Origin of the sequence: Ferrovibrio sp. (assembly GCF_002796975.1) — a bacterium.
Classification (GTDB): domain Bacteria; phylum Pseudomonadota; class Alphaproteobacteria; order Ferrovibrionales; family Ferrovibrionaceae; genus Ferrovibrio.
In genome coordinates, this window is sequence record NZ_PEKV01000008.1 from 1 (window position 1) to 24724 (window position 24724).

Genomic DNA, 24724 nt, shown 5'->3' on the forward strand with positions numbered 1-24724 from the left:
TTTTTTGGCGGTTATCCCGCCGATCGGGGGCGTCAGTAGGCGTCCGGCAGGTGGTCGGACTGGATATGGTCGCTGAACTTGGTGAAGGCGCTCTCGAAATGCAGCACCACGGTGCCGATGGGGCCATGACGCTGCTTGCCAATGATCACTTCCGCCAGGTTGGCGATCTTGTCCATCTTTTCCTGCCAGGCGACGAAGTCCGGCGTGTCCATCATCGGCTGTTTGCGCATCTCGTAATATTCTTCGCGATACACGAACATCACCACGTCGGCGTCCTGCTCGATGGCGCCTGATTCACGCAGATCCGACAGCTGCGGGCGCTTGTCGTCGCGGCTTTCCACGGCGCGGCTCAGCTGCGACAGCGCGATGACCGGCACGTTCAGGTCCTTGGCCAGCGCCTTCAGCGCCTGCGTCACTTCCGAGATTTCCTGCACGCGGTTGTCGTTGCGGCGCGAATTGCTGCCGCGCACCAGCTGCAGGTAGTCGACGATGATCATGCCGATATTGTTGGTGCGCTTCAGGCGGCGGGCGCGGCTGCGCAGCAGCGAGATCGAAATCGCGCCGGTATCGTCCACGTAGAAGGGCAGCTGCGCGAGATCCTTGGAGACCGGCACGATCTGGCGGGTGAATTCCTCGTCGGTGATNNAAGGCGACCGGTACGCCGGCCTTGGCCGCATTGAAACCGATATTGGTGGCCAGCGAGGTTTTGCCCATCGACGGACGGCCGGCGAGGATGATCAGGTCGGACGGATGCATGCCGCCCAGCTTCTTGTCCATGTCGCGCAGGCCGGTGGTGACGCCGCTGAGGCCGCCCTTCTTCCAGGCTGCGTCGATATTCTTGATCGACTCTGCGATCGAATCCTTGAAGGAGACGAAACCGCCCTCTGAGCTGCCTTCATCGGCCAGCTTAAACAGGCGCTGCTCGGTTTCCTCGATCTGGTGCGTCGCGGCCTCGTCCACCTTGGGATCGTAGGCGCGGTTGACCATCTCCTCGCCGATGGAAATCAGCTGGCGGCGCAGCGCCAGGTCGTGGACCACATGCGCGTAGTCCTCGGCATTGATCACGGTGGTGGCGGCGGCGGCGAGGCGGGCGAGATAGGCAGTGCCGCCGGCCTTGGCGATCACCTCGTCGCGNNNTAGATGCGGCGATGCGCCTCGTGGAAGAAATGCTCCGGCGCCAGGAAGCCCGACACCTTCATGGCCGCTTCGTTGTTGACCAGGATGGCGCCCAGCAGCTCCTGCTCGGCGTCGAGGTTATGCGGCTGTATACGGAAGGTCGGTTCGGCGGTGGCTGGATCGGTGGCGGTGGTCGGATTACTGAACGGGGTGACAACAGCCATGTGGAGTTCTTCCCAGCCTGATTCTGACAGTCAGTTTCGTGACGCTGCAGTTACGGTTTTAAGTTGCCGTTCGCGGCGTGGGCGCATTAACGGCAATCAGCCGGCGCAGTGCGAGTCAAAGATTTCTTTTTCCACCGGTTTCAAACCGTGGATAACTCGAGTCGCATAATCAGTATCTTAGCACTCATAATCCACAGGCTACGCCTTTTGATCCCCGGAACTCGTCAGCAGGCCTCCGAGTCGCGGATATGGCGGTTTTCGGCGCTGGTTACAGCACGGCGCCGAGGAACTGGCACAGCTCCGGTGTCTGCGGTGCGTCGAACAGGACAGCGGGAGCCCCGACCTCATGTACGCGGCCCTGGTGCATGAAGACCAGCAGGTCCGCCACTTCGCGGGCGAACGCCATCTCATGAGTCACCATGATCAGGGTCATGCCCTGGTCGGCCAGGGCCTTCACCACCTTCAGCACTTCCGCCACCAGTTCGGGGTCGAGTGCCGAGGTGATCTCGTCGCACAGGATGATCTTCGGTTGCATGGCCAGGGTGCGGGCAATCGCCACGCGCTGCTGCTGGCCGCCCGACAGTTTATCGGGATAGGTGTCGAATTTCTCGGCCAGGCCAACCTTGGCCAGACAGTCGCGCGCCAGTGCCTCGGAAGCCTGCCCCTGCGCCTTGTGCACCACCATAGGCGCCAGCATCACGTTGCGGCCGGCACTCAGATGCGGGAACAGGTTAAACTGCTGGAACACCATGCCGACTGTCTGGCGCAGCTCGCGCAGGGACCGCGCGTCTTCGCTGACCACCTTGCCATCCACGGTGATGCGGCCGTCGTCATGGCTTTCCAGCCCGTTGATACAGCCCAGCAGCGTGGACTTGCCCGAGCCGCTCTTGCCGATGATCGCGACCACCTGGCCGGCCTCGACCTTCAGATCGATGCCTTTCAGTACATGCAGGTCGCCGAAGCGCTTCTCCACGCCATCAAGACGCACGAGCGACATTCAGCCTCCTTTCCAGCCGGCGGCTGAGCAGCGACAGGGGGAAACACAGCGCGAAATACAGCAGCGCGACCAGGCCATAAACCAGGAAGGATTGGAAAGTGGCGTTGTTGATCATAGTGCCGGCTTTGGTCAGCTCGACGAAGCCGATGATCGAGGCCAGTGCCGTGCCCTTCACCACCTGCACGGCGAACCCCACGGTGGGCGCGACGGCGATGCGCAGGGCCTGCGGCAGGATCACGTAACGCATCTGCTCGGGGTAGGTCAGCGCCAGGCTGGCGCTCGCCTCCCACTGGCCTTTCGAAATGGCCTCGACGCAGCCGCGCCAGATCTCGCCCAGGAAAGCCGAGGTGTAGAGCGTGAGCGCAATGGCGGCGGCGGCCAGCGGCGGCACGTTCAGCCCGATCAGCGACAGGCCGAAGAAGCACAGGAACAGCTGCATCAGCAGCGGGGTGCCCTGCAGCACCTCGATATAGATGCGTGCCGCCCAGCGCGGGCCGGGGTTTTTGGAGATGCGCGCCACGCAGACGATCAGGCCAACGACGGCGCCGCCGACGAAGGCGATCAGCGACAGCAGCACGGTCCACTGTGCCGCCAGCAGCAGGTTGCGCAAGATGTCCCAGAAGGTGAACTGCACCATGCGCTCAGCCTTTCCCGAACACGCGCTTGCCGATCAGGCGGAAGACCTGGCGAAAGCCGAGTGACAGCAGGAGATAGAGTCCGGTGATGACGAAATAGACTTCGAAGCTGCGGAAGTTGCGCGACTGGATGAAGTTGCCGGCAAAGGTCAGTTCTTCGGCAGAGATCTGCGACACCACGGACGAGCCAAGCATGACGATGATGAACTGCGAGGTCAGCGCAGGATAAATCTTCTCAAGTGCGGGCAGCAGGACGACATGGCGGAAGACCTGCCAGCGCGTCATGGCGAGGCTCAGGCCCGCTTCCCACTGGCCTTTCGAGATCGCCTCGATGCCGGCGCGCACGATCTCGGTGGCATAGGCGCCCAGGTTGACCACCATGGCCAGCAACGCTGCCTGGCCGGCCGTCATCTTCAGGCCCATCTGCGCCAGGCCGAAGTAAAGGAAGAACAGCTGCACGATGAAGGGGGTGTTGCGGATCAGCTCCACGTAAGCGCCAGCCAGCCAGCGCACCGGTGCGATCTCGGAATTGCGGCCCAGTGCGCCGGCGATGCCGACGATCAGCCCCAGCACAGTGGAGACCGCGCTCAGCAGGATGGTCAGCCACAGGCCGCGCAGCAGCAGGTCGCCATAGGCGAAGACGTCGGCGAAATGGAAGGTGTAGTTCATGCCGGGTTCGGTGGAAGAAATGGGATGCCCGGGTCAAGCCCGGGCATGACGTGTCTGTTTGTCATTCGCGGGCTTGACCCGCGAATCCCATTTAACACGTCCTCAGCTCGGCAGGTCGCCGGTCAACGGCTGGCCCAGCCATTTCTGGCTGATCTTGCTCAGGCTGCCATCGGCTTTGGCGGCGACGATAATCTTGTTCACCTCGGCCTGCAGCTTGGGTTCGTCCTTGTTCAGGCCGATATAGCAGGGCGATTCCTTGATGATGAACTTGGTTTCCGGCTTGTTCGGCGGATTGCGCGCGATGATCGCGGCGGCGACCACGTTGCCGGTGGCAATCAGTTCGGTCTGGCCGGACAGGAACGCGGTCATCGTCGTGTTGTTGTCTTCGAAGCGTTTGATATCGGTGCCTTCGGGCGCGATCTTGGTCAGTTCCAGGTCTTCCAGCGCGCCGCGCGTGACGCCGATGGTCTTGCCCTTCAAATCGGCGGCGGATTTCACGGCTGTCTTGGCTGGCGCGAACACGCCAGAGAAGAACGGCGCATAGGCGGCCGTGAAGGCGATGGCCTTCTCGCGCTCCGCATTCTTGCCCAGGCTGGAGATCACCAGATCGACCTTCTTGGTCTGCAGATAGGGCAGGCGGTTGGCCGAGGTCACCGGCACCAGTTCCAGCTTCACCTTCAGTTTGTCGGCGATCAGTTGTGCTGTGTCGATGTCATAGCCCACCGGCTTCAGATCGGTGCCGACGCTGCCGAACGGCGGGAAGTCCTGCGGCACAGCAATGCGGATTACCTTGGTCTTGAGGATGTCGTCCAGTGCATCGGCATGGGCCGGCAGCGCGGCGAACAGGGGCGCGGCGGCCACGATGGCGGCCAGCAGAATGGAGCGGCGGGAGAGCGGCATGATCTTGTTCCTTGGTGGAAGCGCCGGAGAGCCCGGCATCGCACCGGGAGTCGCAAGAAGCGTGCCGGGGTGTTTTCTGTGCAAATGCCCGTGAGGATCGAGCGCTGATCATGTTGCAGTCAGCTCGCGGCTAAAATTTGAGCAGGAGTGCGGGGCGTCGCACAAAGAAAAAGGCCCGCGCATTGCGCGGGCCTTTTCCAGAATTTGTGAGAGGGGGAAGGCGATCAGGCCTTCTCTTCCTCGTCGCCTTCCTCGGCGTCTTCAGCGTCCTCGGCTTCTTCGCCTTCTTCCAGTTCGACACCTTCGTCGAGCAGGCTCTCGGCCGCCACCTGCTTCTCGGCCTCGGCCTCGGAGCGGGCAACGTTCACCTTCACTTCGACGGTCACTTCCGGATGCAGGGCGGCCGACACGCTGTACACGCCGATCGTCTTGATCGGGGCGGTGAGCGCGATCTGCTGGCGGCCGATGGTGAAGCCGGCGGCAGTGACGCCTTCGGCAATGTCACGGGCGCTGACCGAACCGAACAGCTGGCCGCTGTCGCCAGCCTGGCGCAGCAGGGTGACGCTCAGGCCGGCCATCTTGGCAGCGACCTTCTCGGCTTCGCCCTTCTTGGCCAGGTTCTGGGTCTCGAGCTGCGCCTTCTGCTTCTCGTAAACCGCCTTGTTGGCTGCGGTGGCACGCAGCGCCTTCTTGCGGGGCAGCAGGAAGTTACGGGCATAGCCGTCCTTCACGCGCACCACTTCGCCCATCTGACCGAGCTTTTCCACACGTTCAAGCAGGATGACTTCCATTAGTTCTTCTCCTGGCTGGCTCCGGCCCCGGCGAACCGCCGGCGGAAACCCGCCCATTCTTCGATGAAACCCAGGATGACCACCAGTATACCGACCAGTGCGCCAGCCACGACCAAAACCGCATAGAATGCGGCCAGAACCAGACCGGGCAGGGAGGCTCGCGCCGCCAGCCCGTGAACCACTGCCAGCCCCTGCAGGAAGAAGGGGAAGGCGAGCACGGCAGCGACCGTGCCGCCGATGAAAGCAACGTCGCCCGGCAGCACCGCTGCCGCGACCAGCGCCGCCACCAGAGCCACGGCCAGCGACCGCGACAGGGTGAACGAGCGATAGAGCGGCGTCGGCCGGCGGGTCTGCTTCAGCAGCATCGCCATGCCCTGCGCGAGCGTTCCGTTGATTGTCATCATCACCAGCCAGCTGATGACGAACGCCGCCGGTATCAGCTTGGTGAGGTCGCCTGCGACCCCGACCAGGTGATCCTCACCTTTTGCCTGATCCTGCGATATCGCCTTGAGGAACTGCAGAAGCGGCTCCTTCAGCATACCTGGCAGACCGCCTTCGCGGTCCGCGGTGAGCAGCAGGGCGATGCCGAACAGGCCTAGCGACCAGCCGATAAGCCACAACATCAGACGGCCGACCGGATACCATTCCAGTCCGTCGCTGACATCTGCGCCCGCCGAAGCCTCAGTGGCAGGGCGGGCAAGCAGGGCCTGCCGCACCACCAGCGTGACCGGAGCCGCAAAGGTGATGAGATAGATGCCGGCAATCAACAGGCCGTTGACAGCGCTGACCAGCGTGCCCACCGCACCGGCGATCCCCACGGCGGTCACGCCATGGGTCAGGCCGGCGAAGAACAACGGCAACGCCACGAGATAGCTGAGTACAAAGCTGAGCGGACCACTTGCGGTGGTCAGCATCAGCACTGCACTGGCTATGCCTGCGAGGCTGCCGAAGATCAGGCTGCGGGTCATGGTGGCAAAGTCCGGTTCCGGCTTCCTTGCGGGAAGCCGATTGGCCTTACTTGATGACGAACGGCAGCAGGGCCAGATTGCGCGCGCGCTTGATGGCCTGAGCCAGTTCGCGCTGCTTCTTGGCCGACACTGCGGTGATCCGCGACGGAACGATCTTGCCGCGCTCGGAGATGAAGCGCGACAGCAGCTTCACATCCTTGTAGTCGATCTTCGGCGCATTGGCGCCGGAGAACGGGCAGGTCTTGCGACGACGGAAGAACGGACGACGGGCGCCGCCGGCGCCGCCACGACCAGCGGGCTTGCCGCCACGCTCAGAGGTACCAGTGCTCGACATTAGGCGCTCTCCCCACCAGTAGCAGCGGCCGGAGCCGATTCTTCACGTTCGAAACGCGGACGACGCTCGCCGCGATCACCGCCGCGGTCGCCACGATCACCACCGCGATCGCCACGGTCGCCGCCGAAGCCGCGTCCGCCGCCACCGAAGCCGCCACGGTCGCCGAAGCCACGCTCCGGACGCTCGCCGCGATCCTTGTTCACCAGGATGGCCGACTGGCCTTCGTCCAGCTTTTCGACGCGCACGGTCAGGTAACGCAGGACGTCTTCATGGATGCGCATGTTGCGCTCCAGTTCGGCAATCGCAGCGCCCGACGCATTGATGTTCAGAAGGACATAATGGCCCTTCTTATTCTTCTTGATGCGATAGGTGAGATTGCGCAGGCCCCACTGCTCGGTCTTGGTGACCTCGCCGCCCTGGCCCTTGATGATGTCGGTGAATTGCGCGGCCATAGCCTCGACCTGCGCGGTCGAGATGTCCTGGCGCGCGATGAAAACGTTCTCGTAGAACGCCATCGGCAGCTCTCCTTCTGGCTTTAGCGGCCCGGCGGCGACACACCATGTGGCGACGGATCGGGCCTGGCCGGACCCCATGAAAGAGTCCAGCAAGGAGCTATGTGAGGGCGCGGACTATAGCGATTTTCCACAGGGTGGCAAGGTCAGTCGGGGACCTTGATAATGCAGGCGTAATCCCTAGATATCCTTCTAACTATGTATTTGAAATTACTATGAAATTCTGAATCTCGCGGAAATAGGCATCGAATAAGCCTGAATAAGCCAGAATCAAGGGTGCCATAAACCAAAATAAGGGTGAAATAAGCAAATATAAGGATGCAATAAGCACGATTAAGCTCGCCGCGGAGCCGGGCAACGATATGATTTCCCGTGTCAGGACTTGCACTTAGCGGTCCGATCCGGCACTTCCCCTCCCAGAGAACCGCACTGATGACGCGCACCGCCTATCTCGCCGCCGAGGGTTTCGAGGACCAGCTCCGCACTGAGCTGGGCGAGCGGCTGCGGGCCGAGCATGGCCGGCTGTTTCTGGCCGAGGGCGAAGGGCGCTGCGCCTGGGCTGCCAATATCTGGCAGGATGTCCAGGAGGCGCAGATCGGCTCGATCGGCGACGCCGCCGCAAAGCTGAAGGCGATCCAGCGCAACTGGGTGGCCTATGCACCGCTGCACCATGGCCGCGCCAAGCTGATTACCGAGAAGCTGCCGCATGTCTCGGGCAAGCCGCTGACGTTCGGCGTGCCGCTGCCGGTGGCGCCGCTGGGCAGCTTCACCTTGCTGGCGCCGGACCGGATGCTCTATGCCGCGCGATGTTCCAGCCCGATGCCGAATGGCGAGTTCGCCTTCAACGAGGATCGCGACGGACCGCCGAGCCGCGCCTATCTCAAACTCTGGGAAGGGCTGACGCGGCACCGGCTGGAATTCGGCAGCGAGTTTCCGAAAGCCGGCGACATCTGCCTCGATCTGGGGGCTTCGCCCGGTGGCTGGACCTGGGTGCTGGGTTCGCTCGGCGCGACGGTCACTGCCGTCGACAAGGCACCGCTGGCGCCGACTGTTGCTGGAATGCCCAGTGTCTCGTGGAAGCAGGGCAGCGCCTTTGCGCTGGAGCCGAAAGAGTTTCCGCGCGTCGACTGGCTCTGCTCGGATGTGATCTGCTATCCGGCGCGGCTGCTCAAGCTGGTCGAGCGTTGGGTGGCGTCATCCGATGTACGCAATGCCGTGTGTACCCTGAAATTCCAGGGCGAGACGGATTTCGAGACGGCGCAGGGTTTCGCGGCGATCCCGGGCAGCCGGCTGCTGCACCTGCATCATAACAAGCACGAACTGACCTGGCTGTGGCGGAAGCCTGAGTGATTTGATTTTTTTTGCCATCCCGGGCGAAGCGCAGCGAAGACCCGGGATCCCATTTCGGTTCTTAAAAATGAGACCCCGGGTCAAATGCCCGGGGTGACGATTGAGAGAGTAGAGATTTAGCTGCGCGGTGTCTGGGTGATCACGCCATACCAGCCCAGTCCGTCATAGGTTTCGTAGCCGATGGTATGGGCATAGGCGACCAGCGCGCCGTCGGGCTGGTAGTAGTAACCGCGCTCCTTGCCGTCATTCTGCAGGGCGAAAGACTGGTAAAGTCCGACGCCATCCGAAGCGGCGATGATACGGCGTTTGGCATCCAGCAGCAGCACGCGCGTGCGCTGCCATTCTTCGGCCGAGAGCGAGGGTTCGTCCCTGACGATGCTGAGCCCCTGCTTGTCCCAGTCGAAGATCACACCCAGCACGCCGAGCGGCTCGCCATGAATCTGGCCGGCCCTGCGCACGGCGGCGGCATAGACGGCGACGGCCTTGCCCTCGTGGCTGCCGCTCTGGCTGATATCGTCGACGATATAGTCGTCGCCGCTGCGGCTCTGCATGGCGGCCTGGAACCAGTGGGTGCGGGAGACATTGGCGCGCGCCGCTTTTGGAAAGGAGCGCGGATTGGAGGTCGCGATCACTTGGCCTTTGGCATCCGCCAGCACGAGATTGAGATAAACGGTGTAGAAGCGGTTGATCATTTCCAGCCGCTCGCCGGCCCGCGCCTGCAATTCGTCGGACGGCGTTTCCAGCGCCCGCCACATCGCGTCGTCGGTCGCCCACCAGCGGCAGTCGCAGGTGCGCTCATACAGGTTGCGCACGATCAGTTGCACCATGGTCTGCGCCATGTCGGTCAGGCGCGGACCTTCCAGATCCTTCACGATCTGGTCGACGATTTCTTCGGCGGCGCGTTTGGACTCGTTGATGCGGGTCAGCACCACGTCGCGGAAGCGTTTGGAATTCTGCGAGGTCTGGTTGGCCAGTGCCTTCACCTCCTGCGCCACCACGGCGAAACTGCGGCCGACCTCGCCGGCGCGTGCGGCTTCGATGGAGGCATTCAGCGCCAGCAGCGTGGTCTGGAAGGCGATATCTTCGTTATTGGCGCCGAAGTCCTGAACGTCGCGTTCGATGCCGTCGATAAGCTGATGCACCTGCAGATGGTGCGTCTGTGCAGTCATTGTTTTTATGGCTCTGGATCATAGTGGCGAGACGCCGGACGCAATGCAGGATGCATGCCGCCCTACAGGGCGATTCCGTGATTGCGGAACCATGTGCCTGCCGGAATATTGTGCAACCTGCCTGTCGGGGTTGGGTAATATGTAGGCATAGCTATGAACGGCGCCAAACTGCCCTATCTTGAAACGGAAGCCGCAAAGGAGTGTCTGTGATGTCGACCCGCCAGGAACGCGATGCCTTCGGAACCGTCGAAGTCGCCGCCGACAAATACTGGGGTGCGCAGACCCAGCGGGCGTTGCAGCTGTTCCGTATCGGCAGCGAGCGGCTGCCGCCGGCATTGGTTCACGCAATTGGTCTGCAGAAGCTGGCGGCTGCCCAGGCCAATGCCGGCCTGAACGAGTTACCGCCCGAGATCGTCGATGCGTTGCAGCAGGCCGCGCGCGAGGTGGCCGAGGGGAAGTTCGACGATCATTTCCCGCTGCCGGTCTGGCAGATCGGCTCGGGCACGGCGACGAACATGAATGCCAACGAGGTGATCGCCAACCGCGCCAACGAACTGCTGGGTCAACCGCGTGGCACCAAGAAGCCGGTGCATCCGAACGATCACGTCAATCGCGGCCAGTCGTCGAACGACAGTTTCCCGACCGTGATGCATATTGTGACCGTGCGGCAGATCCATCAGCGCCTGATCCCTGCCTTGCAGGGCCTGCACCAGGAACTGGCGAAGAAGGCCGAAGCCTGGAAGGACATCGCCAAGATCGCGCGCACACATCTGCAGGATGCGACGCCGATGACTCTGGGCCAGGGCTTCGGCGCGATGGCACGGCAGGTCGAACTTGGTGTCGAACGCGCGCAGGAGTCTCTGAAGCGGCTGTATCCGCTGGCGCAGGGCGGCACGGCGGTCGGCACCGGGCTGAATGCCAAGGTCGGGTTCGATACGGCTTTTGCTGCCGCGCTGGCCAAGCTGACTGGGCTGCCGTTCACCGCCAACCCGAACAAGTTCGAGGGCATGGGCGCGCATGACGCGATGGTGGAGGCGAGCGGCATGCTCAACACCGTTGCGGTGTCGCTGGCCAAGATCGCCAACGACGTCCGCTTCCTCGGCGCCGGACCCAGGGCGGGCCTCGCCGAACTGGTGCTGCCGCATGACGGTTTGACGTCATCGATCATGCCGGGCAAACGCAATCCCACCCTGGCCGAGGCGTTGCTGCAGGTCTGCTATCAAGTGATGGGCAACCATGTGACGGTGACGCAGGCGGCGGCGGCCGGGCATTTCGAGCTGAATGTCGCCAAGCCGGTGATCGTGCAGAATGTGCTCAAATCCATCGAGCTGCTGTCGGATGCTGCCTCTGTCTTCGGCAGCGACATGGTGGCTGGGATCGAGCCCAATACCGCCACGCTGCAGCGCAACGTAGAGCATTCGATCATGCTGGCCACGGCGCTCAATCCGCATCTTGGCTATGATAAGGTGGCACAGATCGTCAACAAGGCTTTTGCCGAAGGCAGCAGCCCGAAGCAGGCTGCCATCGATCTCGGTTTCCTGACGGCTGAGGAATATGACCGGCTGGCGGACCCACGCAGCATGCTGGGCCCCCGGCCGTGAGATGGTTTTCCGCTGTTATCGAATGTTAATCCCGGCCCGCTATCACTGATTGTGTTAGGCTGAGGCGCTCCGGCCGTCTCGCCGGCGCGGATAGGGTGGGAGACCTGTCATGATGGTGTTCGGCTATATCATGGCCGCAGTCGTGCTGCTCGGTCTGGGCACGATGAGCTGGTATTACGTCTATGATCGCTGGATTCAACGCGATCATGCGATCCGTCGCAACTTCCCGATCTACGGGCGCTTCCGTTATGTCATGGAGAATCTCGGCGAATATTTTCGCCAGTACTGGTTCACGGCCGACTGGGAAGAGCGTCCGTTCAACCGTCTGACCCGCGCCTGGGTCTATCGCTCGGCCAAGGGCGTCTCCAACTATGTCGCCTTCGGCTCGGAAGTCGACAGCCAGGTGCCCGGCCATATCTACTTCCTGCATTCCGCTTTTCCGATAAACGACGACGAGGCGGAAATTTACACCGGCAAGTGGATCGGCAAGGGTATCGTCAGTCGGCCCTACAAGCCGAAGAGTTTCTTCAACATCTCCGGCATGAGCTATGGTGCGCTGTCCTCGGCTGCCGTGCAGGCATTGTCGGAAGGTGCCGCCATGGCCGGCATCTGGATGGATACCGGCGAAGGCGGCCTGTCGTCGCATCATCTCAAGGGCGGCTGCGACATCTGCTTCCAGATCGGCACGGCGAAATACGGCGTGCGTGATGCCAGCGGCAACCTCGACGAAGAGCGTCTGCGCAAGATCGCCGCGCTCGATCAGGTGAAGATGTTCTGCATCAAGCTGAGCCAGGGCGCCAAGCCCGGTCGCGGCGGTATCCTGCCCGGCTCCAAGGTGACCGAAGAGATCGCCGGCATCCGCGGCATTGAGGAGGGCAAGGCCTCGATCTCGCCGAGCCGCCATCGCGACGTCACCGATATTCCGTCGCTGGTGGCGCTGATCAACCGCGTACGCAAGGTGGTCGACAAGCCGGTCGGCATCAAGATGGCGGTCGGCAGCTACGAATTCCTCGACGAGTTCTTCGACTATCTGTCGCAGCGTCCGGATGAGGCGCCTGACTTCATGCAGATCGATGGCGGCGAGGGCGGCACCGGTGCCGCGCCGGCGCCGCTGGCCGATTATGTCGGCCAGTCGATCACGCAGGCGTTGCCCCTGGTGGCGCAGAAGCTGCGCGGCTACGAACTGCGCAACCGTATCCGCCTGATCGCCTCAGGCAAGCTGCTGACGCCCGATAAAGTTGCCTGGGCGATCTGCATGGGCGCCGACTATGTGGTGTCGGCGCGTGGCTATATGTTTGCGCTCGGCTGCATCCAGGCGATGAAGTGCAATACCGGCCATTGCCCGACCGGTGTCACCTCGAACGAGCCGCGGTTCATGCGTGGCCTCGATCCGACCCGCAAGGCGGTGCGCGTCGCCAATTATGCCAAGGCGGTGCAGCATGATGTGGAAGCCATCGCCCATGCCTGCGGCTGCCCCTCGGTGCGCGACCTGAAGTCGCAGCACGTCCGCGTCAATGGCGGCGACGTCATGATGTAGGCTTGCGGCGTCCGTCGTATTCGGCAAAGCTTCCGTCCGTAGAGGGAGCGAAACGATGGACCTGAAGATCAAGACCAAGCGCGTCGTGGTGGCCGGCGGCAGCCGCGGTATCGGCCGGGCGATCGCCCTGGCCTTCGCGCAGGAAGGCGCCTCCGTGTCGATCTGTGCGCGCGGCGCCGACGGCGTGAAGGATGCCGAGGTGGCGCTGACGAAAGCTGGCGGCATTGTGCATGCCGCGACCTGCGATCTCGGCGATGGCAATGCGGTGCGCGGCTATGTCGAGGCGGCAGCACAGGCGCTCGGCGGCATCGATATCCTGGTCAACAATGCTTCCGGCTTCGGCCGCACCGACGACGAAGCCGGCTGGGCCGTGTCGATCAATGTCGACCTGATGGGCACGGTACGCGCCACGCAGACGGCGATCCCGCATCTGCAGAAGGCCGGCGGCGGCGCCATCCTGCATATCTCCTCGATCTCCGGCCTGGCGCCCAGCGTGCGCACGCCGCCCTATGGCGCGGTGAAGGCGGCGCTGATCCAGCTGACGCTGACGCAGGCGGCGGCGCTGGCCAAAGACAATATCCGCGTCAACTGCATCGCGCCGGGCTCGATCGAATTCCCCGGCGGTGTCTGGGATCAGGCCAAAACCGGCAATCCGAAACTCTACAACGGCATTCTCGCCGGCATTCCCTTCGGCCGCATGGGCACGGCGGAGGAAGTGGCGAATGCGGCGCTGTTCCTGTGCTCGCCTGCCGCCAGCTGGGTGACCGGCCAGACGCTCGCCGTCGATGGCGGGCAGATGCTGTCCTAGGCGACGTTCTTCAGGGCCGGATTGAGCGGCGCGAAACATTCCGGTCCGTCGACCTTCACGCCATTCACCACCGGCGTGACGCGATAGCGCGCCATGGCCCCGGCCGGATAACTCTGCATCAGCCGCTGCAGGATCGGCCGCGGCGTGGCGGGATCGAGCCACAGTCCGAACTGCTCGCGCGGCAGGATCACCGGCATGCGCTCATGCAGGGGCGCCAGATAGTCGTTCGCCACTGTCGTCAGGATGGTGAAGCAGTCCTCGTTGCCAAAGGCGGCTTCCGGCTGCCACAGGCCGGCGAAAGCCATCATCTCGCCGCCTTTCAGGCCGATGCGCCACGGCTGCTTGGTCTTCTGGCCCTCGATGACCTGCCATTCATAAAAGCCGTCGGCCGGGATCAGGCAGCGGCGCTGCGCAAAGGCTTCCGCAAATGTCGGCTTCTGCGTCGCGGTTTCCGAACGCGCATTGATCAGCGGTGCGTTGTTCGGCCCGGCAAAGCCCCAGCGCAGCATGGCAGTATCGCGCTGGCCGGCGCTGCTGCGCACCACGGCGGCCATCTGCGTCGGCGCAATATTCCAGCGCGGCTCCAGATTGGGACGCTGCGCCTTTTCATACAGCTCGAAGAAGGCTGCGAGGTTTTCAAGAGGCTTGGTCTGGCTGAAGCGTCCGCACATGGCTGTTCCGAATCGGGCTGTCTCCGGACAGTCTAGCCGATTCAGGCTCAGCGTATGCGTTTCAGCGTGTCGTCGCGGAGGATGAAATGATGCCACAGGGCGGCGCCGACATGACCGGCCACAACCAGCATCACCAGATATTCGCCGAAGCTGCCGTGGATGAAATGCGCGAGATCGTACAGCCAGGGCACCTTGCCGGTGACCGACCCCAGTGGGTACCCGAAAAAGCTGGCTGTGCGGTCGCGCGCCGCCAGCCGCAGATATCCGAATATCGGCATGAACAGGGTGACCGCATAGAGCGCGGCATGGCCGGCACTGGCAGCAAGACGCAGCAGCGGGCTGTCGCCCAGAGGCGGCGGTGCGCCGGCATGCAGCCGCCAGGCGATCCGTACCAGGGTGAGGCCGAGCAGCAGCAGACCGATGCTGGTGTGGCTATCGAGCATGAAGGTGCGCAGGTCGCTGCCGCGCGCGGCGGCGCTGCGCAGGTATTCTGTGGCATAGAGCAGCACGATCAGGCCTGCGATGCTCCAGTGGAGCAGGCGGGCTATTCGGTCATACCCTGCGGAGGCGGGATTTGCAGTCATGGAGCGACCTCGTGGGCGGGTAGGTTCAGTCTACGCCATCCGGTCGCCCGCAACAGGTCCGCCAGGGCGGATGTCACGCCAAATGTGGTTTTGCCTCGCTACGGCTTTTCAGCGCTGCGCCCTCACGGGCGAGGATTTTCGCCACCCGCTCGGGCGGAAAGCCGAGATCGAGCAGGGCGGGGCCGGTATTGGCCACCTCGCGGTAATCGGCGATCAGGCCGTCGCGCAAGGTGTAGATCGCGACGCCCTCGAACATCACGCGCTTGCCGTTTGCTTCGGGCAGCAGCGATTTGTAGGAGAAGGTGTAGCGCGCATAGAGCGTGGTGCCGTTGCTGACTGGATCGTGCAGGTGCCAGCGGAAATCCTCCGCGGTGCGGAAGAACCAGTCATCCACCAGTTCGGCGATTTTCTGCCGACCGTGGAAGGCGCCGTAGAAGACATCGTGATAAACCGCATCCTCGGTGAAGAGTGCTGCAAAGCCCTTGCCGTCGCGGTTCTGTACGGCCGCGCTGAAGGCGCGCAGCAATGCCTGCGTATCCATGTTCCCTCCGCTTTTCTGCAGCGATGCTAACGCGTGTCGCGCTGCAGCGGCAAGCAAGGAAGGACGAAGGTCAGACCCGCAGGCCGCAGGTTTCCTCGATCATCGACAGCAGGCTAGCTTCGGTGAACTGCTTGCCGAGATTGGGCGCGCGGCGCCAGCGGGCGTCAAAGGTATCCCTGCTGCGACCGGAGCAAAAGAAGAAGGGGATGTTCCGCTGCAGCAGCAGGTCGGCGAGATCGAAGCTCAGATCGCCGTGGATGTTCACATCCAGGATGGCGACATCGATCTCGGCGGCATGGTCGCGCACGAAATCGGTGGCCTCGTCGAGTTCCATGAAGGGGCCCAGCGTGAAGAAGCCGAGATCGACCAGCATGTCATCCAATGCCATGGCCGGCAGCGGTTCATCCTCCAGCACCATCACCCGCAGCCGCGTACGGGGCTTGGCCGGCGCTTTGACGGACGTGCCGCGTTCCGCTTGACTGTCTGGATCGCCGCCGGCACGGGCCATGCTGGTTCTTGGTGCGCAGGCGCTGTTTTCTGCCGTTCGAGCCACCATTCCTCCTGGGCGTTTATTAAGAGGATTCATGGGTTGGCAGAGCCGCAAGGTCCAGTGACCAGACTGTGGCAGCAATATGGCAGGGCAGCTTGGCGGCCGGTTTAGTGGCGCAGTTCCGCCAATACTCTCAGCCAATGGTGGCGAGCCAGGGAAACAGGTCGAGCAGGAAGTAGCTGAACTGTCCGAGGCTGCTGGTGAAGATCAGGATGCCGGTCAGCACCAGCAGGATACCGGCCGCGATCTCCACCTTATGCAGGTGATGGCGGAAGCGCTGCATGAACCGCATGAAGGGTTTCACCGCCAGCGCGGCGAGCAGGAAGGGGATGCCGAGACCCAGTGCATAGGTCGCCAGCAGCGAGATGCCGTAGCCAAGTTCCTCACGGCTGGCGGCGACGGTGAGGATGGTGGCGAGGATCGGGCCGATGCAGGGCGTCCAGCCGAAAGCGAAAGCCATTCCCAGCACATAGGCGCCGGCCAGTCCGGTGGAGGTGTCACGGGTGCGAAAGCGTGCTTCGCGGTAGAGCAGGGGGATTTTCAGCAGTCCCATGTAATGCAGGCCGAACAGTACGATCACGCCGCCGGCGACTTTGCCGATGATGTCGATATTCTCGATGATCAGGCGATTGAGTGCTGAGGCGCTGGCACCCATGGCGATGAAGATTGTCGAGAACCCGATCACGAAAGCCAGCGCCGAGACGAAGACGCGGCGGGTGAAGCCGGCCTGTGCGTCGCCGTCATCCAGAATGCGGTCGAGCGTGGTGCCGGCCATGTAGCTGAGGTAAGCCGGCACCAGCGGCAGCACGCAGGGGCTGAGGAAACTGATCAGCCCGGCACCGGCCGCACCGGCATAGGAAATGTCGAGGCCGTTCATCTGCGGGGAATACTCCGGCTTTTAATCGCGCACCAGCATCGCGCGGAAGGCGCCGCCCAGGCTGCCCTCCTCAAGATAGCGGACCCCCAGGATGCCGCCAATCACGATGCCGCCGACTGCGACAAAGCTGCCCAGCGCCAGCGTGCCGATACCGGTCAGACCCTGGCCGACCGTGCAGCCCAGCGCCAGTGCACCGCCAAATCCCATCAGCAGGCCGCCCAGGATATGCGCAATCAGATCCTGCGGGGTGGTGAAGCCCTCGATACGGAAACTGCCATCGGCCTTCGCCATCAGGAAGGCGCCGAGGATTACGCCGAACACCGTGCTGATGCCGAAATCGAGCCGCGCGCCGGTGAAGGTCATCAAATATTGCAACGTGCTGCCGACCGGCGCCACGAAGGTCATCGAGGCCAGCGGTACCGGCTCGAAATCATCAGCGCCGAGAATACCGGTGACGGCCCAGCCGCCGATGATCGTCAGTCCAACGACGCCGCCGCCGAGGATCAGCACAGGCTTCGCGCGGAAACGCGCATCGCGGAACACCCAGGCCAGCAGTAGCGCAGGCAGCGCCAGCGCCAGCAGCCAGCGCAGTATGCGCGCCTCGACGCCGAAGATATGTCCGAGCAGATCAGGCAGCGCCTGGCTGGCGATGCTGAAGGATTTCAGGTTTATCGCAGTGCCGGTCTCAAGCCAGAGCCGCAGCGGACCGAGCAGGCCGCGCAGGGTGGCATAGCCGGCAATGGCGATCATCAGCACCACCAGCAGGGATTTCAGGTTGCCGGCGCCGAAGCGCACGAGGGTGCGGTTGCCGCAGCCGCCGGCTTGCACCATGCCGAACCCGAACAGCAGGCCGCCGGCACTGGCGCCGAGCCAGTTCAGGCTGGTGCCGGTGTAGATTGAGGTCTGCAGGTCGATCAGGCCGGAGAGATGCAGCAGCTGGCTGCCCAGCATGGCGACCGCAATGGCCAGCATCCAGCTGCGCAGGCGACTCCGGTCGCCCAGCAACACCATGTCGCTGATTGCGCCCATGGTGCAGAAGTTACTGCGCTGGACCACGGCGCCAAAGAGCAGGCCGAGCAGCAGGCCGCCAAGATTAGCGAGATTGGCAGGGGAGTCGGGCGCGAGCATGCCGGCAGGATACCGGATTTACATCAAGGGGGTGAAGTATTATATTAATCAATAACTTGCTATGTTGAGCATGTGTGGACGATGCGCGACCCCCTCGATCTGAAAGGCCTGAATTGTCCCTTGCCGGTGCTGCGCACCAAAAAGGCCATGAAGTCCGTTCCCAGGGGCGAAACCCTGACGGTCGAGGCGACCGACCCGGCGGCGAAACGAGACATCGCGGCGCTGTGCGAGACCTCGGGCTTTACCCTGCTGTCGGCCGAGGAACGCGATGGGGTATTTGTCTTCGCGATCCGCCAGGCGGGTTGAGCATTCCCGCAGTTGGCGGCGCAAGTCGAAATGCGCTAGCTTCACCGTAGCGATTTAAGGTGTTTTCAGATGGCAAAGTTTACCGCCCAGGATATCCAGCCGGGCCAGCGTTTCGAACAGCGTCAGGGCTTTTTCTGGCGCGTTGCGCGATTGATCCAGTTTCCCGGCGAGGACGCGATCCATGTCCAGCTGATCAACGAGCGCGATTCCAGCAACACCAAGACAGTCTCGGTCAGCGCCCTGCTGGACCGGAGCCTGTTCAAGCTGGTCGAGAAATGAGCCTGCGGCCAGCCGGACTGCTCCTGGTCCTGCTGGCCGGCCCGGCTTTGCTCACGGCTTGCGCCGACACGCCAGATCCGGTCGTGACGCCCGAACCTGTCGCCATCGACGCTCCGCAACCCGCCATGCCGGAAGCGAAGATGGAAGTGGCGGCCATTCCTCCGCCGCCTGCGCCGGCCCGTTTCGCCGGCCATGTCGCCAGCTACAAGACGTTGGCTGAAGCCGAGTCTGCCTGGCCGCGATTGGCCGAGCGCGTCCCGCAGCTGAAAACAGCAGACCGGCGCTATGTCGAGATCGACCTGGGCGGCCAGCGCGGCAAGGTGGTGCGCCTGCTGGTGGGCGGGTTCGCTGATCGCGCTGCGGCGCTCGATTACTGCCGCGGATTGCGGTCCAGCGCGATTTATTGCGCACCACACGAGCTTCCCGGTAGCTGAGGCCGGCGTTAACCAAATCTTTGCATCAGTGATAAAGTTGTGACACCGAAGCCTGGCGATGCAGGTTTTGTTGTTGCAGGCGCGGTTCTCTGCCAAAATTAGGATAGATTCAGCGGCCTAGAATCAGCCGAACCTCAACAGCAAGGTAGCGCGAGAAACGCGGTGAAGCAGGCAGCCCTCAAACCGGTAGTTCAGGAAACCCTGAAGCTGGTCGGCGTGGTGGAAAACCAGAGCCGGGAGTTGCTCGCCTTTTGCCGTAACGAGCAGAATCTGTCCGCCAACTTCTCCGACTACAAACGCTTCGTCGAAAAGATGGAGCATTTCTACGTCTTCGTGGATCTGGTCGACGGCCGCATCCCGGAATTCGATGAGACCAAGCAGAAGCCGCTGCGTAAGCATCTCTCGAAGATCCGCTGGAAGGTCACCATCCTCGAACTCGACACCACGCGGGTCTATCTGATCAACATCACGCGCTCTGGCCGCCGCCTGCCGCTGGGCAGCCGCGAATTCCTGATGCGCCGGTTGGATCGCCTGAGCGAGATCGCGCAGTATTACGACCGCTTCGGCGAAGAGCATGAACTGGCGCCGCCGATCAGCGAGGAACTGATCGAGTCCGTGCGGCAGCTGCTGAAGGACAGTATCGAGAAGGCGCCGCGCCTAGAGGAATTCACGCCGGCCCCGCCGCCGCCGCAGCTGTCGGCCACGCCACGCAGCGTGTCCTCGCCGAGTCACAATCCGATCACGCCGGCCGCAGGCGCACTGCTGCCGCCCGACATGGTGGCGACACGCCATGCGTCGTCGATGCCCAGCCTGCCGGCGAAGCTGAATGTGAAGGAACAGTGGGGCCGCTTCTTCGTGGAGAAGGGCTCGATCGTTGCCGTATCGCAGGCCTGCAAGATGGCGGCGCTGTCGCTCGACCAGCTGGCCCAGCGCATTGGCGTCAGCCGCGTGGCGCTCACGCTGATGCTGAGCGGTCAGGATCCGATGCCGCGTCCGGCAATGGAAAAGCTGCAGCAGTTCATGATGGATCAGGCGCGGCTGTCACAGCAGACCGAACTCCGCCGCCGCCTGTAAGCGGCTCAGCCTGCGACGTGAACTCAAAAGGCAGCTCGCCAGAATTCTTTTCTGGGGTTGCCTTTGTCGTTTCAGCCTGCCGCGTCAGCCAGACGCGCCAGGGTTTCCTCGCGGCCCAGCACGGCGAGCACATCGAAGATCGGCGGCGACACGGTCTTACCAGTGAGGGCGGCACGCAGCGGCTGTGCCAGCTGGCCGAGCTTGACCTGCTGTGTCTCACTGAGCGCACGAATGGCGGCTTCGGTATTCGCCGCGGTCCAGTCACTCACGCCGGTCAGCGTCTCGATCATCGTCTTGATCCGTGCCTTCGCGGCATCGTCGAGATGCTTCTGCGCGGCGGCATCGGGAGCGATGGGCCGCACCGCGAACAGGAAGGCAAAGGCTTCGGCCAGTTCGTTCAGGTCTTTGGCGCGTTCCTTCGCGGCTGGCAGGATCGCCTTGATCTGCATCTGCTGGGCCTGGTTGGGCTGCAGGCCACATTTCTTCTCGATGAAGGGCAGGGCGGCCGTCAGCAGCTCGTCATCCGGCGTGTGGCGGATGTAATGGCCGTTCAGGTTGTTCAGCTTGACGAAATCGAAGCGCGCCGGCGAACGGCCGACATGGTCGAGGCCGAACCATTCGATGGCCTGCTGCGTCGAGATGATTTCCTCATCGCCATGGCTCCAGCCGAGCCGCAGCAGGTAGTTGCGCATCGCCGCCGGCAGATAGCCCATATCGGCATAGGCTTCCGTGCCCAGCGCGCCATGACGCTTGGACAGCTTGGCGCCGTCGCTGCCATGAATGAGCGGAATATGCGCAAAGTCAGGCACGGCGAAACCGGCTGCGATATACAGCTGCGTCTGCCGCGCGGCATTGGTCAGGTGGTCGTCGCCGCGGATGATATGCGTCACGCCCATGTCGTGATCGTCCACGACGACCGAGAGATTGTAGGTCGGCGTGCCATCCGAACGCAGGATGATCAGGTCGTCGAGCTGCTCGTTCTGGAAGGTGACGTCGCCCTGCACATGATCATTGATCACGGTGCTGCCGATCTGCGGCGCCTTGAACCGCACGACAGGCTTCACGCCGGCGGGGGCGTCCTTCGGATCGCGGTCGCGCCAGCGGCCGTCATAGCGCATCGGCCGGCCTTCGGCCTTGGCCTTGTTGCGCATCTCTTCCAGCTCTTCCGGCGAGCAGTAGCAGTGATAGGCCTTGCCCTCGGCCAGCATTTTGTGCGCTACCTCGGCATGACGGTTCATGCGCGAGAACTGCATCACCGGCTCGCCGTCCCAGTCGATGCCGAGCCATTTCAAGCCCTGGAAGATCTTCTGCACGGCATCCTCGGTGGAACGCTCGCGGTCGGTGTCTTCGATGCGCAGCAGGAAAGTGCCGCCGTGATGGCGCGAGAACAGCCAGTTGAACAGCGCCGTGCGGGCACCGCCGATATGCAGGTAGCCGGTTGGCGAAGGGGCGAAACGGGTGACGATCTTGGTCATCTGGCAATCCGGAAAGCGTAAGGAGCCAGCGTTTTAGCATACAGGGGCAGGCGGGCAAGCCGCCGTTCCCGTTTTGCACGGATTGGCCGCGGTATGGCTGCCATGCAGAGTCCGGTGCCATGGCGTGGACGGGGCGGGGATTTTACTGGCAGATACTGCGGCGGCGGGCTGCGGCAGGCGTCATGGCCGGCTGGCGCGACCTGCGCCAGTTCGATGCCATCGCAACGCTGCTCGCCGAGCGCGACCGCTGGTTTCTCTGGCTGCCGGCTTTGCTGGGTGGCGGCGTCGCCATTTATTTCCTGTTGCCGGTTGAACCCAGGCTGCTGCCGCTCAGGCTCGGCATGGCGGCCATCGTGCTGGCGCTGCTGCTGTTCGGCAGGCTGCCCTTGTTCCGCTGGCCGCTGCTCCTGCTGCTGGCGTTGGTATCGGGCATCTGGCTGGGTGCGGAACGCACGGCTTCGGTGGCTGCCCCGGCGCTGACACGACCGAGCGGTGCGGTCTGGATCGAGGCGCGCGTGCTGGAGGTCGAGCCGCGCGATACCGGNNCGCGATGGCGAGGTGCTGTGGCCGGGCGAGCGCCTGCGTGTACGCGCCATGCTGCTGCCGCCGCCGGAACCGGCCATGCCAGGCGCTTTCGATTTCGCGCGCTATGCCTGGTTCCGGCAGATCGGCGCTGTTGGCTATGCGATCAGCACGGCCGAAGTAATGCCGGCCGAAGAAACACGCAACTGGCGCGAGGCGGCCATGCTGTCGCTCAGCGCGTTGCGGCAGGACTGGACGCGGCGTATCGCGGCGCAGACTGAAGGTTCCGGTGGCGCGATTGCCGCAGCGTTGATGACTGGCGTGCGCGGGCCGATCCCGGATCATGTCGATGCCGCTTTCCGCGATTCCGGCCTCGCGCATATCCTGTCGATCTCCGGCCTGCATCTCACGCTGGTGGCCGGGCTGCTGTTCTTTCTGGTTCGCGCGTTGCTGGCACTGTCGCCACATCTGGCGCTGCAGTATCCGATCAAGAAATGGGCTGCGTTGGCGGCTTTGCTCGGCGCCATCGCCTATACGCTGGTGTCGGGTGCAGCGTTGCCCACTTTGCGCGCGCTGGTGATGATCGCGCTGGCGCTGCTCGCCGTGATGCTGGATCGCCGTGCGATTACGTTGCGCGCGGTGGCCTGGGCTGCCTTGCTGCTGCTCGTGCTGTGGCCCGACAGCCTGCTCGATCCGGGTTTCCAGATGTCGTTTGCAGCGGTGACGGCGCTGGTCGCTACCTTCGAGCATCTGGCGCCCAAGATGACACGCTGGCGCAGCGATGCCGGTCCTGTGCAGATCGCGCTGCTCTGGCTCGGCGGCGTGATGGCGGCGAGCTTCGTCGCCGGATTGGGCTCGTCGCTGTTCGCCGCCTATCACTTCAACCGCGTGGCGGATTACGCATTGATCGCCAATCTCCTCGCGGCGCCGCTGGTCGATTTCATCATCATGCCGCTCACCGTGCTGGCCTTCCTGCTCATGCCGCTGGGGCTGGAGGCACTGGCGCTGACGCCGATGGTCTGGGCGGTGGATGCGCTGATCGCGCTGGCCATCTGGGTGGCCGGCTGGCCCGATGCGGTCGGCACCGTACCGGCGATGCCGCTCTGGGGACTGGCAGCCATCGCGACCGGCGGTTTGTGGCTCTGTCTGTGGCAGCAGGGCTGGCGCTGGCTCGGCATGACCGGGCTGATTGTCGGCACGGCCTCGCCCTGGCTGATCGCGCAGCCGGACCTGCTGGTCAGCGGCGACGGCCGGCTGCTGGCGGCGCGCGCTATCGAGGCTGACCGCTACTACTTCCTGCCGCCGACGCCACGTGGCTTCGCAGCCGAAACCTGGCATGAGCGGCTCGGCGCGCCGCAGCTTTACCCATGGCCAAGCTTGTCGCGAGCCGCGCAGCGAACCGGAGAGGGTCGTAGCGGTGCCGATGGCAGCCTGCGCTGTGATCCGGCCGGCTGTAGCTGGCGGTATCGGGGTTTTCTGGTCGCCCTGCCGCAGCAGCCGAAGGCGATCACCGAGGATTGCCGCCATGCCGATGCGGTGATCTCCACCCGCATGGCGGTGCGATATCGCTGTCCCTCGGCCAGAATCGTCATTGACCGCAACGACCTGTGGCGCGGCGGTGCGCATGCCCTCTACCTGGATGCTACGCGGGGAATCCGCAGTCTCAGCGTGGCGCAGACCCGCGGCCGGCGACCCTGGGTGAATCCGAAAGGCCATGGTGAAGGACAGAGGGACGGAGCGGCGAACTGACATTTCCGTTGCGTAAAATTTCTCCGCGGCCGGAACGCTCTCGCCGCGCTGCCGTTAGGCGGGGGCTGACGCCCAATGACGCCAGGGAGAGAAACCGATGCTGCCCATTCTCGCGACGATGCTCGTTCTGCTGTTGCTGGTGCTGCCGATCTGGCCCTACAGCCGCTACTGGAGCGTCGTCCCGAGCTGCATGGTCGCGTTTGTCATGATGCTGTTCGTGATGTTCATGCTGGCCGGCAACGTCATCGCTTAAAACGGAACAAAGTCCCTTGTACCGGGTTGGCTCCTGTCCCCAGAGGAAAGGAGCCGCCCATGACGGATATCAAGAAATCCAGCATTCTCATTATCGCGACCGACGGTTTCGAACAGTCGGAACTGATGGTGCCGCGTGACAAGCTGAAGCAGGCGGGCGCGCAGGTGCATGTCGCTTCGCCGACCGGACGTTCGATCCGCGGCTGGAAACATACCGACTGGGGCGAGTCGGTGGATGTCGACCTCAAGATCGCCGAAGCGAAACCGGAGCAGTATGATGCGCTGGTGATCCCGGGCGGACAGATCAATCCCGATAAACTGCGCGCTGACCACGATGCGATGAGCGTAGTGAAGTCGTTTCTGAAGGACGGCAAGGTGGTGGCCGCGATCTGCCACGGACCCTGGCTGCTGGTTGAAGCCGATGCTGTGCGCGGCCGTACGGTCACGTCCTATAAATCGATCAAGACCGATGTGGTGAATGCCGGCGGCAAGTGGGTCGACAAGGAGGTGGTGGCCGACAAAGGCATCGTCACCAGCCGCTCGCCGGACGATCTCGACGCTTTCTGCAGCAGGATCGTGGAAGAACTGGAAGAGGGACGGCACAAGCGCGCTGCTTAAGTGTGGCGCGCCGCGTAAGCATCCGGCCATAAAAAAAACGGGGCGCTTTTTCG

The 24724-nt window shown here is 63.4% G+C and carries 28 protein-coding genes and 1 pseudogene; 11 read left to right on the forward strand and 18 right to left on the reverse strand.

Annotated elements, in window-relative coordinates; genetic code table 11:
• Positions 1-32 precede the first annotated feature (32 nt).
• The 10 genes and pseudogenes from CTR53_RS10185 to rpsF form a co-directional block, all read right to left on the reverse strand.
• Positions 33-987 (reverse strand): annotated as a pseudogene (locus CTR53_RS10185) (DnaB-like helicase C-terminal domain-containing protein).
• A gap of 134 nt (positions 988-1121) precedes the next feature.
• Positions 1122-1340 carry a DnaB-like helicase N-terminal domain-containing protein gene (locus tag CTR53_RS21265; protein ID WP_367158963.1) on the reverse strand — a complete coding sequence of 73 codons (219 nt, stop codon included), beginning with the start codon at positions 1338-1340 and terminating at the stop codon, positions 1122-1124.
• Between the two features lie 268 nt (positions 1341-1608).
• Complete coding sequence (locus CTR53_RS10190) at positions 1609-2337, reverse strand: amino acid ABC transporter ATP-binding protein (RefSeq protein ID WP_290812380.1); 729 nt, start codon at positions 2335-2337, stop codon at positions 1609-1611.
• On the reverse strand, positions 2318-2974 hold the full coding sequence (locus CTR53_RS10195) for an amino acid ABC transporter permease (RefSeq protein ID WP_290812382.1): 657 nt from the start codon (positions 2972-2974) through the stop codon (positions 2318-2320). Before CTR53_RS10195 ends, CTR53_RS10190 begins: the two co-directional genes overlap by 20 nt.
• 4 nt (positions 2975-2978) lie before the next feature.
• Positions 2979-3641 carry an amino acid ABC transporter permease gene (locus CTR53_RS10200; RefSeq protein WP_290812385.1) on the reverse strand — a complete coding sequence of 221 codons (663 nt, stop codon included), beginning with the start codon at positions 3639-3641 and terminating at the stop codon, positions 2979-2981.
• A gap of 102 nt (positions 3642-3743) precedes the next feature.
• Positions 3744-4541: a transporter substrate-binding domain-containing protein gene (locus CTR53_RS10205; protein ID WP_290812388.1), complete on the reverse strand. Its 798-nt coding sequence runs from the start codon at positions 4539-4541 to the stop codon at positions 3744-3746.
• 224 nt (positions 4542-4765) lie between these two features.
• Positions 4766-5332, reverse strand: a complete 567-nt coding sequence (gene rplI, locus CTR53_RS10210; RefSeq protein ID WP_290812391.1) for a 50S ribosomal protein L9 — start codon at positions 5330-5332, stop codon at positions 4766-4768.
• Positions 5332-6300 carry a DUF2232 domain-containing protein gene (locus tag CTR53_RS10215; RefSeq protein ID WP_290812394.1) on the reverse strand — a complete coding sequence of 323 codons (969 nt, stop codon included), beginning with the start codon at positions 6298-6300 and terminating at the stop codon, positions 5332-5334. The genes rplI and CTR53_RS10215 overlap by 1 nt, the downstream gene beginning before the upstream one ends.
• Positions 6301-6346: 46 nt before the next feature.
• A complete protein-coding gene (rpsR, locus tag CTR53_RS10220; RefSeq protein ID WP_290812397.1) occupies positions 6347-6634 on the reverse strand; it encodes a 30S ribosomal protein S18 in 288 nt (95 codons plus the stop codon).
• Positions 6634-7149 carry a 30S ribosomal protein S6 gene (gene rpsF / locus CTR53_RS10225; protein WP_290812400.1) on the reverse strand — a complete coding sequence of 172 codons (516 nt, stop codon included), beginning with the start codon at positions 7147-7149 and terminating at the stop codon, positions 6634-6636. The genes rpsR and rpsF overlap by 1 nt, the downstream gene beginning before the upstream one ends.
• A gap of 429 nt (positions 7150-7578) precedes the next feature.
• On the opposite strand from rpsF, the gene CTR53_RS10230 reads away from it, so the two are divergent.
• The gene (locus CTR53_RS10230; RefSeq protein WP_290812403.1) at positions 7579-8496 is read left to right on the forward strand and encodes an SAM-dependent methyltransferase; all 918 of its coding nucleotides are present in this window, start codon (positions 7579-7581) and stop codon (positions 8494-8496) included.
• Between the two features lie 116 nt (positions 8497-8612).
• On the opposite strand, the gene CTR53_RS10235 is transcribed toward CTR53_RS10230, so the two are convergent.
• Complete coding sequence (locus CTR53_RS10235; RefSeq protein ID WP_290812406.1) at positions 8613-9665, reverse strand: methyl-accepting chemotaxis protein; 1053 nt, start codon at positions 9663-9665, stop codon at positions 8613-8615.
• 209 nt (positions 9666-9874) lie between these two features.
• On the opposite strand from CTR53_RS10235, the gene CTR53_RS10240 reads away from it, so the two are divergent.
• The 3 genes from CTR53_RS10240 to CTR53_RS10250 all read left to right on the forward strand — a co-directional run bounded on the left by CTR53_RS10240 (position 9875) and on the right by CTR53_RS10250 (position 13611).
• Positions 9875-11266, forward strand: coding sequence for a lyase family protein (locus CTR53_RS10240; RefSeq protein ID WP_290812409.1), 1392 nt, complete (start codon positions 9875-9877; stop codon positions 11264-11266).
• A 109-nt stretch (positions 11267-11375) separates the two neighbouring features.
• Positions 11376-12803 (forward strand): FMN-binding glutamate synthase family protein, encoded by a 1428-nt coding sequence (locus CTR53_RS10245; protein WP_290812412.1) that lies wholly within the window; start codon positions 11376-11378, stop codon positions 12801-12803.
• 55 nt (positions 12804-12858) lie between these two features.
• Positions 12859-13611: an SDR family NAD(P)-dependent oxidoreductase gene (locus tag CTR53_RS10250; protein WP_290812415.1), complete on the forward strand. Its 753-nt coding sequence runs from the start codon at positions 12859-12861 to the stop codon at positions 13609-13611.
• On the opposite strand, the gene CTR53_RS10255 is transcribed toward CTR53_RS10250, so the two are convergent.
• From CTR53_RS10255 to CTR53_RS10280, 6 genes are all read right to left on the reverse strand, one after another.
• The gene (locus tag CTR53_RS10255; RefSeq protein WP_290812417.1) at positions 13608-14282 is read right to left on the reverse strand and encodes an SOS response-associated peptidase; all 675 of its coding nucleotides are present in this window, start codon (positions 14280-14282) and stop codon (positions 13608-13610) included. The two genes, CTR53_RS10250 and CTR53_RS10255, sit on opposite strands and share 4 nt — an antisense overlap.
• Positions 14283-14329: 47 nt before the next feature.
• Positions 14330-14866, reverse strand: a complete 537-nt coding sequence (locus CTR53_RS10260) for a cytochrome b (RefSeq protein WP_290812419.1) — start codon at positions 14864-14866, stop codon at positions 14330-14332.
• A 73-nt stretch (positions 14867-14939) separates the two neighbouring features.
• Complete coding sequence (locus tag CTR53_RS10265; RefSeq protein ID WP_290812421.1) at positions 14940-15407, reverse strand: nuclear transport factor 2 family protein; 468 nt, start codon at positions 15405-15407, stop codon at positions 14940-14942.
• A 70-nt stretch (positions 15408-15477) separates the two neighbouring features.
• Positions 15478-15915 carry a hypothetical protein gene (locus CTR53_RS10270; RefSeq protein WP_290812424.1) on the reverse strand — a complete coding sequence of 146 codons (438 nt, stop codon included), beginning with the start codon at positions 15913-15915 and terminating at the stop codon, positions 15478-15480.
• 175 nt (positions 15916-16090) lie between these two features.
• Positions 16091-16834, reverse strand: coding sequence for a cytochrome c biogenesis CcdA family protein (locus CTR53_RS10275; RefSeq protein ID WP_290812427.1), 744 nt, complete (start codon positions 16832-16834; stop codon positions 16091-16093).
• 21 nt (positions 16835-16855) lie between these two features.
• Complete coding sequence (locus tag CTR53_RS10280; protein WP_290812430.1) at positions 16856-17962, reverse strand: YeeE/YedE family protein; 1107 nt, start codon at positions 17960-17962, stop codon at positions 16856-16858.
• A gap of 81 nt (positions 17963-18043) precedes the next feature.
• On the opposite strand from CTR53_RS10280, the gene CTR53_RS10285 reads away from it, so the two are divergent.
• From CTR53_RS10285 to CTR53_RS10300, 4 genes are all read left to right on the forward strand, one after another.
• Positions 18044-18268: a sulfurtransferase TusA family protein gene (locus tag CTR53_RS10285; protein ID WP_290812433.1), complete on the forward strand. Its 225-nt coding sequence runs from the start codon at positions 18044-18046 to the stop codon at positions 18266-18268.
• Positions 18269-18337: 69 nt separating this feature from the next.
• Positions 18338-18547 carry a hypothetical protein gene (locus CTR53_RS10290; RefSeq protein WP_290812436.1) on the forward strand — a complete coding sequence of 70 codons (210 nt, stop codon included), beginning with the start codon at positions 18338-18340 and terminating at the stop codon, positions 18545-18547.
• On the forward strand, positions 18544-18981 hold the full coding sequence (locus CTR53_RS10295) for an SPOR domain-containing protein (RefSeq protein ID WP_290812438.1): 438 nt from the start codon (positions 18544-18546) through the stop codon (positions 18979-18981). Before CTR53_RS10290 ends, CTR53_RS10295 begins: the two co-directional genes overlap by 4 nt.
• Before the next feature lie 162 nt (positions 18982-19143).
• On the forward strand, positions 19144-20055 hold the full coding sequence (locus CTR53_RS10300; RefSeq protein WP_290812441.1) for a hypothetical protein: 912 nt from the start codon (positions 19144-19146) through the stop codon (positions 20053-20055).
• A 71-nt stretch (positions 20056-20126) separates the two neighbouring features.
• Here CTR53_RS10300 and gltX read toward each other — a convergent pair whose 3' ends face one another.
• Entirely contained in the window at positions 20127-21530 is a 1404-nt protein-coding gene (gene gltX, locus CTR53_RS10305) for a glutamate--tRNA ligase (protein WP_290812444.1), read from the reverse strand.
• A 594-nt stretch (positions 21531-22124) separates the two neighbouring features.
• Here gltX and CTR53_RS10310 point away from each other — a divergent pair.
• From CTR53_RS10310 to CTR53_RS10320, 3 genes are all read left to right on the forward strand, one after another.
• The gene (locus CTR53_RS10310; protein WP_290812447.1) at positions 22125-23801 is read left to right on the forward strand and encodes a ComEC/Rec2 family competence protein; all 1677 of its coding nucleotides are present in this window, start codon (positions 22125-22127) and stop codon (positions 23799-23801) included.
• Between the two features lie 97 nt (positions 23802-23898).
• Positions 23899-24054 (forward strand): DUF3309 family protein, encoded by a 156-nt coding sequence (locus tag CTR53_RS10315; protein ID WP_290812450.1) that lies wholly within the window; start codon positions 23899-23901, stop codon positions 24052-24054.
• A gap of 59 nt (positions 24055-24113) precedes the next feature.
• Positions 24114-24671, forward strand: coding sequence for a type 1 glutamine amidotransferase domain-containing protein (locus tag CTR53_RS10320; RefSeq protein ID WP_290812453.1), 558 nt, complete (start codon positions 24114-24116; stop codon positions 24669-24671).
• The last annotated feature ends 53 nt before the right edge of the window (positions 24672-24724 follow it).

Bases quoted from the DNA above. Each gene is read 5' to 3' on its own strand.
- CTR53_RS10290 (WP_290812436.1), top strand. From the start codon at position 18,338: ATGGCAAAGTTTACCGCCCAGGATATCCAGCCGGGCCAGCGTTTCGAA.
- CTR53_RS10235 (WP_290812406.1), bottom strand. From the start codon at position 9,665: ATGACTGCACAGACGCACCATCTGCAGGTGCATCAGCTTATCGACGGC.
- CTR53_RS10285 (WP_290812433.1), top strand. From the start codon at position 18,044: ATGCGCGACCCCCTCGATCTGAAAGGCCTGAATTGTCCCTTGCCGGTG.
- CTR53_RS10265 (WP_290812421.1), bottom strand. From the start codon at position 15,407: ATGGATACGCAGGCATTGCTGCGCGCCTTCAGCGCGGCCGTACAGAAC.
- CTR53_RS10270 (WP_290812424.1), bottom strand. From the start codon at position 15,915: ATGGCCCGTGCCGGCGGCGATCCAGACAGTCAAGCGGAACGCGGCACG.
- CTR53_RS10255 (WP_290812417.1), bottom strand. From the start codon at position 14,282: ATGTGCGGACGCTTCAGCCAGACCAAGCCTCTTGAAAACCTCGCAGCC.
- gltX (WP_290812444.1), bottom strand. From the start codon at position 21,530: ATGACCAAGATCGTCACCCGTTTCGCCCCTTCGCCAACCGGCTACCTG.
- rpsF (WP_290812400.1), bottom strand. From the start codon at position 7,149: ATGGCGTTCTACGAGAACGTTTTCATCGCGCGCCAGGACATCTCGACC.
- CTR53_RS10260 (WP_290812419.1), bottom strand. From the start codon at position 14,866: ATGACTGCAAATCCCGCCTCCGCAGGGTATGACCGAATAGCCCGCCTG.
- CTR53_RS10275 (WP_290812427.1), bottom strand. From the start codon at position 16,834: ATGAACGGCCTCGACATTTCCTATGCCGGTGCGGCCGGTGCCGGGCTG.
- CTR53_RS10190 (WP_290812380.1), bottom strand. From the start codon at position 2,337: ATGTCGCTCGTGCGTCTTGATGGCGTGGAGAAGCGCTTCGGCGACCTG.
- CTR53_RS10245 (WP_290812412.1), top strand. From the start codon at position 11,376: ATGATGGTGTTCGGCTATATCATGGCCGCAGTCGTGCTGCTCGGTCTG.
- CTR53_RS10280 (WP_290812430.1), bottom strand. From the start codon at position 17,962: ATGCTCGCGCCCGACTCCCCTGCCAATCTCGCTAATCTTGGCGGCCTG.
- rpsR (WP_290812397.1), bottom strand. From the start codon at position 6,634: ATGTCGAGCACTGGTACCTCTGAGCGTGGCGGCAAGCCCGCTGGTCGT.
- CTR53_RS10240 (WP_290812409.1), top strand. From the start codon at position 9,875: ATGTCGACCCGCCAGGAACGCGATGCCTTCGGAACCGTCGAAGTCGCC.
- CTR53_RS10320 (WP_290812453.1), top strand. From the start codon at position 24,114: ATGACGGATATCAAGAAATCCAGCATTCTCATTATCGCGACCGACGGT.
- CTR53_RS10250 (WP_290812415.1), top strand. From the start codon at position 12,859: ATGGACCTGAAGATCAAGACCAAGCGCGTCGTGGTGGCCGGCGGCAGC.
- CTR53_RS10205 (WP_290812388.1), bottom strand. From the start codon at position 4,541: ATGCCGCTCTCCCGCCGCTCCATTCTGCTGGCCGCCATCGTGGCCGCC.
- CTR53_RS10230 (WP_290812403.1), top strand. From the start codon at position 7,579: ATGACGCGCACCGCCTATCTCGCCGCCGAGGGTTTCGAGGACCAGCTC.
- CTR53_RS10215 (WP_290812394.1), bottom strand. From the start codon at position 6,300: ATGACCCGCAGCCTGATCTTCGGCAGCCTCGCAGGCATAGCCAGTGCA.
- CTR53_RS10310 (WP_290812447.1), top strand. From the start codon at position 22,125: ATGCTGCTGCCGCCGCCGGAACCGGCCATGCCAGGCGCTTTCGATTTC.
- CTR53_RS10195 (WP_290812382.1), bottom strand. From the start codon at position 2,974: ATGGTGCAGTTCACCTTCTGGGACATCTTGCGCAACCTGCTGCTGGCG.
- CTR53_RS10200 (WP_290812385.1), bottom strand. From the start codon at position 3,641: ATGAACTACACCTTCCATTTCGCCGACGTCTTCGCCTATGGCGACCTG.
- CTR53_RS10315 (WP_290812450.1), top strand. From the start codon at position 23,899: ATGCTGCCCATTCTCGCGACGATGCTCGTTCTGCTGTTGCTGGTGCTG.
- rplI (WP_290812391.1), bottom strand. From the start codon at position 5,332: ATGGAAGTCATCCTGCTTGAACGTGTGGAAAAGCTCGGTCAGATGGGC.
- CTR53_RS10295 (WP_290812438.1), top strand. From the start codon at position 18,544: ATGAGCCTGCGGCCAGCCGGACTGCTCCTGGTCCTGCTGGCCGGCCCG.